Genomic DNA, 12,459 nt, shown 5'->3' with positions numbered 1-12,459 from the left:
GCAGAAACGTGATCGTCGGTTCGCAGTCGGGCGCGGGCGCTGCCGATGCGCCGCCCACCGCGCCCTCGGGCAGCGACACGAATGGTGAGCCCCCCGAAGCCCTGGCGGACTCCGAAGCACTCACAGACTCCGAGGCCGTGACGAACGCAGAAGCCGCGACAGACTTCGAAGCTTCGACGGACGCAGAAGCCCGCACGGATTCCGAGACCGCGACAGACTCCGAGACCGCCTCCGACTCCCGAACCGGCGCAGATGTCAGCCCCTCCGGCCGGACGGTGGCCGGCACCGACGGGCAATCGGCACCCGAGGCCGACGACCCGGACTCCGCGCAGCGCACGTCACACGCTCCGGTCTCGCCGCTGCTGCGCGGGGCTGCGGCGGCGCAGCCCCGGACACTGGTCGACATCCTCGCCGAAACAGCACACGCATACCCCGACGCCGATGCCGTCGACGACGGCACCGAGGTGCTGACGTACCAGGAGTTGCTCGCGGCGATCGACGCGTCGGTGGCCGAGTTGCGGGCGGCGGGTATCCGTCGCGGCGACCGGGTCGGCGTGCGGATCCCGTCGGGAACCGCGCGGCTGTACGTGACCATCCTCGCCGTCCTGCACGCCGGGGCCGCCTACGTGCCCGTCGACGCCGACGATCCGGAGGAACGCGCCGAGCTGGTCTTCGGCGAGGCCGCGGTCGCCGCGGTCGTCACCGCCGAGGGCATCACCGCCATACAGCGAGACGACACCCCCGCAACCCGGCGAGACGACCCTGCCGCCGGGCCGGAAGGCACCGCCACGCGCCGCGACGACGACCGGGTGGCAGCCGATCCCGACGCGACCGGGCCCACCGTCGACGACGACGCGTGGATCATCTTCACCTCCGGCTCCACCGGAACCCCCAAAGGTGTGGCGGTCACCCACCGCAACGCCGCGGCCTTCGTCGACGCCGAAGCGCGAATGTTCTTGCAGCAGGAGCCGATCGGGCCCGGTGACCGGGTACTGGCCGGACTGTCGGTGGCCTTCGACGCCTCCTGCGAGGAGATGTGGCTGGCATGGCGGCACGGCGCATGCCTGGTCCCGGCACCGCGCGCACTGGTGCGCAGCGGGATGGATCTGGGGCCGTGGCTGGTGCGCCGCGAGATCAGCATCGTGTCGACAGTGCCCACGCTGGCCGCCATGTGGCCGGCCGAGGCGCTCGACGCGGTGCGGCTGCTGATCTTCGGCGGCGAAGCGGTCCCCCCGGAACTGGCCGAACGGCTCGCCGGCACCGACGACCGCGAGGTGTGGAACACCTACGGGCCCACCGAGGCCACCGTGGTGGCGTGTGCGGCGCAGCTCACCGGCACCCCGCCGGTGCGCATCGGATTACCGTTGGACGGCTGGGACCTGGCCGTCGTCGACACCGACGGCAGGCCTGTCCCCGAAGGGGAATCCGGTGAACTGGTCATCGGCGGCGTGGGACTGGCCCGCTACCTGGACCCGGCCAAGGACGCCGAGAAATACGCGCCGATGCCGACCCTCGGATGGCAGCGCGCCTACCGCTCCGGCGATATGGTGCGCAACGACCCCGCCGGAGTGATCTTCCTCGGCCGCGCCGACGACCAGGTCAAAGTCGGCGGACGGCGGATCGAACTCGGTGAACTCGACGCCGCGCTGCAACATCTGCCCGGCGTCACCGCCGCCGCGGCCGCCGTGCGCACCACCGCCACCGGCACCCCGATCCTCGTCGGCTACCTGTCCACCGGCGACGACGACATCGACCTGCCGCGCGCGCGGGAACTGCTCGCCGAACGACTGCCCGCCGCCCTCGTGCCCCGCCTGGCCGTCCTCGACGAATTGCCCACGCGCACATCGGGAAAGGTCGACCGTGACGCGCTGCCGTGGCCGCTGCCCGGCGCCGGCGGCGAACCCGGCGCGGGACTGGACGGCACCGCGTATTGGCTTGCGGGACTGTGGCATTCGGTGCTCGGCGCCGACATCGACGGCCTGGATTCGGACTTCTTCGACCTCGGTGGCGGTTCGCTGTCGGCGGCGCAACTGGTCACCGCGCTGCGCGAACGGCTGCCGCAGATCACCGTCGCCGACCTCTACGACCATCCGCGCCTGGGCGCGCTGGCCGAATTCATCGACGCCGCCGCGCCGTCCGAACAGGCACCCACCCGCCACGTCACCCCGACACCGAGACGCGCGCAATGGATCCAGGTGCTGGCCTCGGTGCCGCTGACCACCCTCACCGGCCTGCAATGGCTGACCTGGCTCGGCGTGGTCACCAACATCGCCTCCCGCTTCGGTGCGCTGCCGTGGATGCCGGGACTGTCGTGGTGGTGGGCGCTGGCCGGATTCGTCCTGTTCATCTCACCGCCCGGCCGGATGGCGATCTGTGTGGCCGGCGCTCGGCTGCTGCTGCGCGGCGTGCGCCCCGGCAGCTATCCGCGCGGCGGCTCGGTCCATCTGCGCCTGTGGACGGCGGTGCGCATGGCCGAGGCGGCGGGCGCGGAAAATCTGTCCGGCGCACCGTGGATGGTGCCGTTCGCCCGTGCGCTCGGGGCACGCATCGGGCACGGTGTCGATCTGCATACGCTGCCGCCGGTCACCGGGATGCTCGAACTCGGCGACGGGTGCAGTGTCGAACCGGAAGTGGATCTGGCCGGATACTGGATCGACGGCGACCTCGTGCACATCGGTGAGATACGCATCGGCCCCGGTGCGGTGGTCGGGTCCCGCTCCACGGTGATGCCCGGCGCGGTGATCGGCAAGAACGCCGTCATCGAACCCGGCTCGGCCGTGTTCGGGAAGGTGAAGGCCGGACAGAGCTGGGCCGGGTCGCCCGCGGTGAAAGTCGGCCCCGCCGAACATCGCTGGCCCGCCACCACACCGCCGCGGGCGCTGCACTGGGTGCTCGCCTTCGGGGTGACCTCGATGCTGCTGTCGGCGCTGCCGGTGATCGCCCTCGCCGCGGGCGGACTGCTGCTGGCCTGGTGGATCCGCGACGAAACCACCCTGACCGGGGCACTGGCGCACGCGATGCTGATGCTGCCGGTGGCCGCGCTGATCGTGCTCGCCGTCTTCGCCGCCGTGACCGTCGTCTCCATCCGGGTGCTGTCGATCGGATTGACCGAGGGCTACCACCCGGTGCGCAGCCGCGTCGGCTGGCAGGCCTGGGCCACCGAACGGCTCACCGACTCCGCGCGCACCTTCCTGTTCCCGCTGTATGCCAGTCTGCTCACCCCGCTGTGGCTGCGGCTGCTCGGCGCCGACGTCGGCAAGGGCGTCGAGGCGTCGACGGTGCTGCTGCTGCCGAAATTCACCAAGGTCGCCGACGGGGCGTTCCTCGCCGACGACACCATGATCGCCGGCTACGAACTCGGCGGCGGCTGGATGCACATCGGCGGCGCGAAGGTGGGAAAGCGGGCCTTTCTGGGTAACTCCGGGATGACCGCGCCCGGACGGCGGGTGCCCAAGAACGGTTTGGTGGCGGTGTTGTCGGCGGCTCCGGAGAAGGCGAAAGCGGGTTCGTCGTGGCTGGGCAGCCCGCCGGTGCGGTTGCGCCGCACCGCCGGCGATTCCGACACCGCCCGCACCTTCGACCCGCCGCTGAAACTCAAACTGGCCCGCGCGCTGGTGGAGACCTGCCGGCTCGTTCCCGTGATCCTCAGCTTCGGCATCGGCCTGGGTGTGCTGTTCACACTGGCCTGGCTGGCATCCGGGCCCGGATACTGGCTGGCCGCGCTGTGTTCCGGTGTGGTGCTGCTGATCGCCGGTGCGGTCGCCGGGGCGTGCGCGGTGGCGGCGAAATGGCTGATCGTCGGCCGTATCCAGCGGGTGGAACATCCGCTGTGGAGTTCGTTCGTGTGGCGCAACGAGGTGTGCGACGCGTTCGTGGAAACCGTTGCCGCGCCGTGGTTCGCGCGCGCGGCCACCGGCACCGCGGTGATGAACATCTGGCTGCGCGGGCTCGGCGCGCGCATCGGACGTGGAGTGTGGTGCGAATCGTACTGGCTGCCCGAGGCCGATCTGGTCAGCCTCGGCGACGGGGCGACCGTGGAACGCGGCTGTGTCGTGCAAACACATCTGTTCCATGATCGGATCATGTCCATGGACAGCGTGACCCTCGACGCCGGCGCCACCCTCGGCCCGCACTGTGTGGCACTGCCGGCGGCGCGCATCGGCGCCGGTGCGACGGTGGGCCCGGCGTCGCTGGTGATGCGCGGGGACACCGTCCCGCCGTCGACCCGGTGGCAGGGCAATCCGATTGCGCCGTGGCCGGATACCCGGCGCGGCAAGTGAAGGCAGGTCGTCGATGAAGCTGGGTAGAGGTGGCGCCGAGGCGCCGATCGACGACTATCTGCCGCAGAACGGCAACCGCGGCTATCGGGTCTCGCGCTACGAACTGGATCTGGGGTACAAGGTCGCCGCCAACCGGCTGACCGGACGGGCCACCATCACGGCGGTGACCACCGCGGTGCAGCCGCGGTTCGCGCTGGATCTGTCGCAGACACTCAGTGTGGCAAAGGTTTTCGTCGACGGCGCCAAACCCGCCAAATACACTCACACCCGCGGGAAGCTGACGATCACACCCGCCCGGCAGGTCCCCGCGGGAGCGGCACTGTCGATCGTGGTGCACTACGGCGGCACCCCGAAACCGGTGCGCGGACCGTGGGGTGAGGTCGGCTGGGAGGAGCTCACCGACGGTGTGCTCGTGGCGAGCCAGCCCAACGGCGCGGCGTCGTGGTTCCCGTGCGACGATCACCCCAGTTCCAAGGCGAGCTACCGGATTTCGATCACCACCGACTCCCCGTACCACGCACTCGCCAACGGCGTGCTCACCGCCCGCACCACCAAATCCAGCCAGACCACCTGGGTCTACGAGCAGTCCGAGCCGATGGCCTCCTACCTGGCCACCATTCAGATCGGGCCCTACCGGTCGCACCGCATCGACCCCGGACGCGCCACGAAGGTGCCGATGACCGCGGTGCTGCCGCCGCGGCTGCGCACCGCCTTCGACCACGACTTCGCCCGGCAACCACAGATGATGGCCGAATTCGAGCGCCGGTTCGGGCCCTACCCGTTCCACGGCTACACCGTGGTCGTCACCGACGACGACCTCGAAATCCCCATCGAGGCACAGGGATTGTCGATCTTCGGCGCCAACCACTGCGACGGGCAGCGCGGCGCGGAACGGCTCATCGCGCACGAACTGGCCCACCAGTGGTTCGGCAACAGCCTCACCGTGCGGCAATGGCGCGACATCTGGCTGCACGAGGGATTCGCCTGCTACGCCGAATGGATCTGGTCCCAGGCCGGCGGCGGACCCAGCGCCGACCAGCTGGCCCGCGCCGCCCGCCAGAACCTCTCCCGCGACCCGCAAGACCTCGTGATCGGCGACCCCGGACCGGCATCGATGTTCGACGACCGGGTCTACAAACGCGGCGCCCTCACCCTGCACGCGCTGCGCCTGCGCCTCGGCGACGACGCCTTCTTCACCCTGCTGCGCGACTGGACCGCCCGGCACCGCTACGGCACCGTCGCCGCCGAAGACTTCACCGACCTCGCCGGCCACTACAGCCCCGCACCCCTGCGCGAGCTGTGGGACAGCTGGCTCTACCGCACCGCGCTGCCCGAACTGCCGCAACACGGGTTGGGTGCGGTCGGCAGCTGAGCCGGATATCCGAGGCCCCCGCGCGAGGCGCCGGTCTCAGGCATCGAATCCGACGTTCGCCAATTGTTTTGCCGCATCCGCTGATTGGCGCAGCCCGGCCTCATAGGCAGGAGACAACGCGGCCGGGTTGAACACGTCGAAGCCGAACACCGACACCGCGTCGGCGTCGGGGGCGAGCGAGATCTCGGTCGCCGCGCCGTGTGCGCTGTCGGCGCGGGTGCGGGGGAACATGTGCGCGAGCGGTTCCATGATCACCACGATCTCCGCGCCGGCGGCCAGGTCGGCATTGAGGGCCGAGCGCACGCCGCCGTCGAAATAGCGGGATTCGCCGATCGGGATCGGCGGGAAGACTCCCGGCACCGAAGTACTCGCGGCCAGCGCCTGCGGCAACGTCGCCGCCGTGTCGCGGGTCCACACCTGCAGTTCACCGGTGCCGATATCGATGGTGGTGACCCGCAGGTCGGCATCCGGCCACTCGGTGACACCGGCCAGCCGGGCGATCCGCTCGACGTGGTCGCCGGGATCTCCGGCATCGGCGGCCAGCGCCAATTCGCCCATGCGGCGGCGGATTTCGCGGGCGTCGCCGCCCGAGGTCCGCAGCGAGAAGATTTCGGCGAGCCGCCGCGGATCCGGCGCGAACGATTCACCGCCGGGCGCCCGGGTGGCGCCCAGGTGTTCCAGATCTCCTCCGGCCGCCAGCACCGCGCCGACCACCGAACCCGCCGACGTGCCCACGATCCGGTCGGCGCGCGCGGGATCGAGCCCGGCGGCACGCAATCCGACCATCACCCCCGCCATCCACGCGATCCCGACGGGGCCCCCACCGCCCAGTACCAATGCGGTGCGGAATCGGTCGGGCGAAGGTGCAGCACACATGAGCGCGACACTACCGGTGAGCTCGCCGCCGCGCAGCGCCTCGGATCATCACGGACCGCGATGTCGGCGGCCTCGCCGGAGTGGCGCACACCACCGAATAATAGAGCAGTTGCTCTGTTACGGTGAGGATGTGCCCCGCCCTCGCGTTCACGATCTCGATGTCGTTCTCGACCATGCCGAAGCGCTCGCCGTGGCCGCCGGTGTGCCGGCGGTGACCATCCGCGCGGTCGCGGCTGCCAGCGGGATGTCGAACGGGGCGATCTACCACAGTTTCGGCTCGCGCGCGGAACTGGTGGCGCGCATGTGGATTCGCGCCGCACGCCGGTTCCTGGACGTACAGAGCGAACTCGTCGACGCGGCGCTGGCCGACGGTTCCGGCAGCGACGCCGCCGTGCAGGCGGTCGTGCGCGCGGCCGAGGCGCCCGCGGAGTTCGCCGAACGGTATCCGGCCTCCTCGCGCCTGGTGTCGATGCTGCGCCACGACGAGGTCCTGGCCGCGGAGCTGCCCGAGAGTGTGGCCGCCGAGGTGCGCGCACAACACCGCGAGCTCGTCGCGGTGATGCGGAGGCTGTCGGCGCACCTGTGGCACCGCGAGGACCGGCGCGCGGTCGAGGTGATCACCGCCTGCATCGTCGATCTGCCCACCGCGCTGCTGCTGTCGCGCGACCGCCTCGCCGACCCCGACACCCGCATGCGGTTGCGGGCGGCCGTCCGTGCCGCCGTCACCGCCGGGCCACCACCGAAACGCTGACCCGCACAAACACCGCCATCACCGAAAAACCGAAGGAGACCCGATGTCCCCCACCCTCACCTACCGTGACAGCATCGCCGTCCTCGACCTCGGCACGGACGAGAACCGTTTCTCCCCCGAGTTCCTCGCCGCCGTGGACACTCACCTCGACACCGTGCTCGCCGACGGCGCCACCGGATTGATCACCACCGCCGGCGGCAAGTTCTACTCCAACGGACTCGACCTGGACTGGTTGAGCGCCAACGGCGAACGCACGCCGTGGTACGTCGAACAGGTGCAGGGGCTGCTGGCGCGCGTGCTGACCCTGCCGGTACCGAGTGTGGCGGCACTGCCCGGCCACGCCTTCGGCGCCGGCGCCATGCTCGCCCTCGCGCACGACCAGCGCGTCATGCGCGCCGATCGCGGCTACTTCTGCTTCCCCGAAGTCGACATCCACGTCCCGTTCACCCCGGCGCTGGCCGCGCTCGTTCGGGCGAAGCTGTCGGCGGAAGCCGTCACCGCCGCCGTACTCACCGGCCGCCGATTCGGCGGGGTCGAGGCACACGAATACGGCCTGGTCGACGCCACCGCCGCCGCGGGCACGGAGGTCGACACCGCCGCCGCGCTGCTGGCCCCGCTGGGCGCCAAGGATCAGGGCACCCTGGGCTCGATCAAGTCGGTGTTCTACGCGGACGCCTACACCGCTCTGACCGCGTGAATGTCCCGCGTGGCGCTGCTCAGCGGCCCTTCCACTCCGGCGTGCGCTTCTGCGCGAACGCCAGCACACCCTCGGCCGCATCCTCCGACGCCAGCGCACTGCCCGACACCTCGAGCTGGCGGGTGAACGCGACATCGGTGGACCAGTCCGGTGATTCGTCGATGATGCGTTTGCTCGCCGCCAGACTCAACGGCGCGTTCACCGCGATCCGCTGCGCAAGCTCCAGCGCGGCGTCGAGCGCCTTCCCCGATTCGGTCACCTGATTGACCAGTCCCAGCGCCGCCGCGCGGTCGGCGGAGATCGGATCACCGGTCAGCGCCAGCTCCATCGCCACCGCACGCGGCAACCGCTGCGCCAGCCGCAACACGCCACCGCCGACGGCCACCAGTCCGCGTTTGACTTCCGGGATCCCGAACGTCGAATCCTGGGCCGCCACCACCAGATCCGCGGCCAGCGCCAGCTCGCAGCCGCCGGCCAGAGCAGGCCCCTCGACCGCCGCGATCAACGGCTTCACCGGCGGCTGCGCGGTGATACCGAGCGGGCCGCGCTTCTCGGTCATCGGTGTCTCACCGCGCGCGGCGGCCTTGAGATCCATTCCGGCGCAGAAATATCCGCCCGCGCCGGTGATGATCGCGACCTGCGCCGACGGATCGGCCTCGTAGGCGTCCAGGGCCCGTTCCAGTCCGAGGGCGGTGGCCAGATTCACGGCATTGCGCACCTGTGGGCGGTTCAGCGTGATGATCGTGATCGGGCCGCGCCGCTCCACCAGTACCGGTGGTGCGGGCGGGGCCGGCAATTCCACCCGTTCGCGGCCCTCGACGCTGATGTCGTGGCCGGATACCGTCACCGGCAGGCCCAGCAGATCGCCGTCGACCAGTTCCGCGATCAGCTCGGCATCGGTGTTGCGCAGCAGGATTCGGCCGCCCGCGGGTTCGATCAGGCTCAGGATCGCCGCTTCCGGCTGCCCGTCGCGGGCATAGGCGACGGTGTAGGCCTCCACCACCGCCGGACCGTCGTGGGTGCCGCGGGCCGGACGCGCCGGCGGATTCTCGATGATCGGGCGCAGATGCCGGTAGGGCTGGGCGGGCGGCAGCGACGAATACACGCCCAGGGCGTGTTTGGTGACATACCAGCCCAGCGAACTCGCCAGGCCGAAGGTGCCCGGTTCCGCCCGCAACCGCGCCACCATCGTCGCCACCGCGTGGCCGCCGTAATTGTTGCCCGGACCGCCGCCGAAGGTCAGCCCGCCGGTCACCGACAGCGGACGTGCCGGATCGTCGATCGCCAACCCCAATTCGCGCGCCGCGATCTGCACCGCCACCGGGAAACACGCGTAGAGATCCACATGGGTCAGCGCGTCGACACCGATACCGCTGTGTTCGAGCACCGCCCGGCCCAGCGTCGCGATCGCCGGTGAGGCGGCCAGCTCGGCGCGTTCACTGGTGAACCACTCGTCGTGGCCGGAGGCGCCGGCGTGGATGAAGATCCACTTGTCCTGCGCGATTCCGGCCTCCTGCGCGGCCGCGGCACTGCACATCACGATGCCGCTGGCCATATCGACGGTCAGATTCGCGCATTCCAGCTTGGTGTAGGGCGTGGAGACCATGCGATTGTCCGGACCGGGCGTGGCGATCCGATCGGCATCGAATTCTTCTGGCTGCCAGGCATATTCGTTGCGCGCGGCCACCGCCGACAGCCGCGACCAGAGTTCGGCCACGGCCTTGGCGTGATCGCCGGGACTGCGGCCGAGCCGATGCCGGTTCGCCGACTCCAGCAGGGCGTACATATTGATCGGCGCGATCAGGCCCGCCGCCGTCTCGGCCGGATTGTTGGCCGGCTTGTCGATACCGATCGAACGAGTCGGCGCGACCTCGGAATCCTGCTGCGGCCAGGACAGCTCCACACCGGCGCGCTGCGCGGCGGCCTGCGTCGCTCCGGCCTCCGCGCCGGTGACCCAGAACCATGTCGTAGTCACCGGCTGCGATCGCCGCCGCGGCCTCGTTGATCACCAGCTGACCGCCGTCGCCGCCGAACGGACTCGACTGCGCGGTGTCGATACCGGCCACGCCCAATCGCTGCGCGACCACCGCGCCCATATCGCGGTACTGCCACGACGTGCACGCCACCGCGAACACCGCGTCCGCGCGGCGCAGCAGGTCCTCCCCTGCTCCGCTGTCGGCCGCGGCGCGGCGCAACGCGGTGACCGCGAGCGCGGCCGGATCACCGTAACCGGAATCCGGTATGCGCTGGGTGATCTGCCCGACGCCCACCAATACGGGGGTTCGCGGATCGATATCAGTGCCCGAGGCACGGTGCCGAATGGGCTGCGCCGCACGCTTTTTCACCGGCCCGGCCGCGGCGATCGCTTCCGGCAGCCGGGCCAGGGACTGCTCCATCGCCTCGCCGAGGCTGCGGGCCACCGACGCGCCCAGCGGGCCCTCGACCGGCGGCCCGCCCAGCCCGGCATCGAAATACACCGTTGTCTGATTGCCGGAACCGGCGACGGTCAGCCAATATCCCAGCCGCACGCCCTGCGGCCCCTCCCCGGCCAGGGCGAAACCGCGCTCACCGGCCTCGACGACCGTCCAGCGCAACTCCGCAGGGATGCCCATCACCAGCGCCTGCTGTGTGAAGGTCAGGCCCTCCCGGACGGCGCCGGGGGCTTGGCCGCGCCAGCCGGCGTGCAGGGTGAACCAGTCGGCCAGCCGGCTCAGATCCGACAGGTAAGCGGCCACCGTGTCGGGTGCCACGGCGATGCTGCGGCGGGCGTGCGCGGATTTGGCGTAGTCGCTCACCCCGGCTGGCGTGAGGTAACCGTCCGCCTCTTCGGCGTGGACGGCCTCGGGGGCGGGCTGTGATCGGGCGGCGCCGACCAGGCCGGTGATCAGGTCACGGGCGATGCGCGGATCTTTGCGCACGGCCGCGAACAGGGCACTTCCCGCCTCGAGCTTGGTGCGTGCGGCGCGGATTCGATCCGATCCCGGCAATGGCGACACCGACAACCTCCTTGTTGCGTCTCGAGACAATTAATCACCCGCTCTTTCGAGGCGTCAAAGACTTGTGATCTGCATTACGTAAGTCTACACTTACGGTGCGTGGGGACTTACGAAGATGGTGCGCTCGACGCTCTCGGGGACCCGACCCGGCGAGCGATCTTCGAACGACTCGGGCGTGGACCCTGCGCGGTCGGCGAGCTGGCCGCCGAACTCCCGGTCAGCCGTCCGGCGGTCTCCCAGCACCTGAAGGTGCTCAAACAGGCGGGGCTGGTCCTCGACGAGGCGATCGGCACCCGCCGGATCTACCGGCTCGACCCGAACGGCATCGACGCACTGCGCGGCTACTTCACCCGGTTCTGGACCACGGCGATGTCGTCGTTCCGCGACCGGGCCGAGGCGGCGGCACGCGCCGGGCAGCCGATTTCGGCCGAAACGCTCAGCGGCACAACCACATCCGAGGAGAAGCCATGACACAGCAAACCAGCGACACCCAGGTCCGCGTCGAACTCACCGTCGAGGCGCCGATCGACACCGCCTTCGACGTCTTCACCACCGGCATGGACAGCTGGTGGCCTCGTGAACATCACATCGGCGCGGGGCCGCTGGCGGAAGTGGTGGTCGAACCCCGCGTCGGCGGACGGCTGTTCGGCCGCGAGGCCGACGGCACCGAATGCCCGTGGGGCCGTGTCCTCGTCTGGGACCGTCCCGGCCACTTCGCCTTCTCCTGGGACATCTCCCTGGACTGGAAATACCAGCCCGACCCGGCGCTGACCAGCCGCGTCGATGTCACCTTCACCCCCGTCGACGCCACCCACACCGCCGTCACCCTGGTCCACGGCGACTTCGGCAACCACGGCGAGGGCTGGGAATCCATGCGCGATGCGGTCAGCTCCCCGGGTGGCTGGCCCGCACTGGCCGACACCTACGCCCGCGCCGCCGCGGCCGCCTGAGCGCTGCTACTGCCTGGGCATGCATCGGCTGCTTCGAGCCGGCATCGCGGCGCGGTGAACAATGGGGCGTGGCCGGATTCGCGCCCTGCGGTGCATTCGTCCGGCCGCTGTCCCGATTCGGGTTGATGTGTGGTGGAGGTTTGTGAGTATGGCCGGAATTTCTTCGGTGCCGACGGCGGCGTTGGCCGCCGGTGGGCTGCTCGGCGGTTTCGCGCTCGCGCAGGCGACCGAGCAGCGGCAACTCGGCGGGGTGGTTTTCGCCGCGGCTACCGCGGCCGCGGTCCCGCGCTGGCGTGCGGCGGTGGGCACTCCCGGGGCGGCCGCGCTGACCGGGCTCTCGGTGGGCGCCATGGGCGCCTCGCATCCGCTGGCCAAGAAGATCGGCGCGTGGCCGTCGGTGGCGGTGGTCTCCGGCGCGGTGGCGATCACCTCGTGGGTTCTCGCCGACCGTCGCGCCTGAACGGCCGAGCCGGCTCGCACCCTGTGCCCGGCCACGGGCACAGGGGATGCCGTTCTCTTCGGACGGCAGCGGGCGCA

At 70.7% G+C, this 12,459-nt stretch carries 9 protein-coding genes and 1 pseudogene; 7 read left to right on the top strand and 3 right to left on the bottom strand.

Translation table 11 applies throughout. The features are described 5' to 3' along the window. Positions 1-275 precede the first annotated feature (275 nt). Both RJ03_RS22710 and RJ03_RS22705 read left to right on the top strand, forming a co-directional pair. A complete protein-coding gene (locus RJ03_RS22710; protein WP_083871274.1) occupies positions 276-4,280 on the top strand; it encodes a Pls/PosA family non-ribosomal peptide synthetase in 4,005 nt (1,334 codons plus the stop codon). A gap of 13 nt (positions 4,281-4,293) precedes the next feature. Beyond that, positions 4,294-5,652, top strand: coding sequence for a M1 family metallopeptidase (locus tag RJ03_RS22705; RefSeq protein WP_036505617.1), 1,359 nt, complete (start codon positions 4,294-4,296; stop codon positions 5,650-5,652). A gap of 36 nt (positions 5,653-5,688) precedes the next feature. On the opposite strand, the gene RJ03_RS22700 is transcribed toward RJ03_RS22705, so the two are convergent. Further along, positions 5,689-6,528, bottom strand: a complete 840-nt coding sequence (locus tag RJ03_RS22700; protein ID WP_036505616.1) for a patatin-like phospholipase family protein — start codon at positions 6,526-6,528, stop codon at positions 5,689-5,691. Between the two features lie 130 nt (positions 6,529-6,658). On the opposite strand from RJ03_RS22700, the gene RJ03_RS22695 reads away from it, so the two are divergent. Further along, positions 6,659-7,279: a TetR/AcrR family transcriptional regulator gene (locus RJ03_RS22695; RefSeq protein WP_036505615.1), complete on the top strand. Its 621-nt coding sequence runs from the start codon at positions 6,659-6,661 to the stop codon at positions 7,277-7,279. Between the two features lie 43 nt (positions 7,280-7,322). Then, positions 7,323-7,976: an enoyl-CoA hydratase-related protein gene (locus RJ03_RS22690; protein WP_036505614.1), complete on the top strand. Its 654-nt coding sequence runs from the start codon at positions 7,323-7,325 to the stop codon at positions 7,974-7,976. Positions 7,977-7,995: 19 nt separating this feature from the next. On the opposite strand, the gene RJ03_RS22685 is transcribed toward RJ03_RS22690, so the two are convergent. Then, positions 7,996-9,951 carry a crotonase/enoyl-CoA hydratase family protein gene (locus tag RJ03_RS22685; RefSeq protein ID WP_245552359.1) on the bottom strand — a complete coding sequence of 652 codons (1,956 nt, stop codon included), beginning with the start codon at positions 9,949-9,951 and terminating at the stop codon, positions 7,996-7,998. Positions 9,952-10,402: 451 nt separating this feature from the next. Beyond that, a pseudogene (locus RJ03_RS38500) lies at positions 10,403-10,711 on the bottom strand (enoyl-CoA hydratase); the annotation flags it as partial. 360 nt (positions 10,712-11,071) lie between these two features. Between RJ03_RS38500 and RJ03_RS22680 the strand changes: the two are divergent. From RJ03_RS22680 to RJ03_RS22670, 3 genes are all read left to right on the top strand, one after another. Further along, positions 11,072-11,443, top strand: a complete 372-nt coding sequence (locus tag RJ03_RS22680; RefSeq protein WP_083871273.1) for an ArsR/SmtB family transcription factor — start codon at positions 11,072-11,074, stop codon at positions 11,441-11,443. Next, a complete protein-coding gene (locus RJ03_RS22675; RefSeq protein WP_036505613.1) occupies positions 11,440-11,922 on the top strand; it encodes an SRPBCC family protein in 483 nt (160 codons plus the stop codon). The genes RJ03_RS22680 and RJ03_RS22675 overlap by 4 nt, the downstream gene beginning before the upstream one ends. 148 nt (positions 11,923-12,070) lie before the next feature. Then, positions 12,071-12,382, top strand: coding sequence for a hypothetical protein (locus RJ03_RS22670; protein ID WP_218000994.1), 312 nt, complete (start codon positions 12,071-12,073; stop codon positions 12,380-12,382). The last annotated feature ends 77 nt before the right edge of the window (positions 12,383-12,459 follow it).

Origin of the sequence: Nocardia aobensis NBRC 100429 (genome assembly GCF_000308375.1) — a bacterium.
Classification (GTDB): Bacteria; Actinomycetota; Actinomycetes; order Mycobacteriales; family Mycobacteriaceae; genus Nocardia; species Nocardia aobensis.
This window is presented reverse-complemented; position numbering and strand designations above follow the sequence as displayed.

Bases quoted from the DNA above. Each gene is read 5' to 3' on its own strand.
- RJ03_RS22705 (WP_036505617.1), top strand. From the start codon at position 4,294: ATGAAGCTGGGTAGAGGTGGCGCCGAGGCGCCGATCGACGACTATCTG.
- RJ03_RS22675 (WP_036505613.1), top strand. From the start codon at position 11,440: ATGACACAGCAAACCAGCGACACCCAGGTCCGCGTCGAACTCACCGTC.
- RJ03_RS22700 (WP_036505616.1), bottom strand. From the start codon at position 6,528: ATGTGTGCTGCACCTTCGCCCGACCGATTCCGCACCGCATTGGTACTG.
- RJ03_RS22670 (WP_218000994.1), top strand. From the start codon at position 12,071: ATGGCCGGAATTTCTTCGGTGCCGACGGCGGCGTTGGCCGCCGGTGGG.
- RJ03_RS22690 (WP_036505614.1), top strand. From the start codon at position 7,323: ATGTCCCCCACCCTCACCTACCGTGACAGCATCGCCGTCCTCGACCTC.